Source organism: Burkholderia sp. ZZQ-2, assembly GCF_050768715.1.
Lineage (GTDB): Bacteria > Pseudomonadota > Gammaproteobacteria > Burkholderiales > Burkholderiaceae > Burkholderia > Burkholderia cepacia.
The window spans coordinates 1-201 of the sequence record NZ_LDVA01000061.1; the positions used below are offsets into that span (position 1 = coordinate 1).

At 65.2% G+C, this 201-nt stretch carries 1 protein-coding gene; it reads right to left on the reverse strand.

Annotated features, from left to right (window positions below):
- On the reverse strand, positions 1-201 hold a 201-nt coding region (locus ABY44_RS02600), incomplete at both ends, for a biotin/lipoyl-containing protein (protein ID WP_431640812.1).

Sequence of the window (201 nt, forward strand, 5' to 3'; positions counted from 1 at the left end):
CTTGACCTTGATTTCCTTCACGACGCCCGCTGCCGGGCTCGGCACGTCCATCGTCGCCTTGTCCGACTCGAGCGTGACGAGCGACTGTTCCTTCTCGACCGTGTCGCCGACCTTCACGCCGATCTCGATCACCGGCACGTCCTTGTAGTCGCCGATGTCCGGTACCTTCACTTCGAGCGTGCCGCCGGCGGCTGCCGGTGC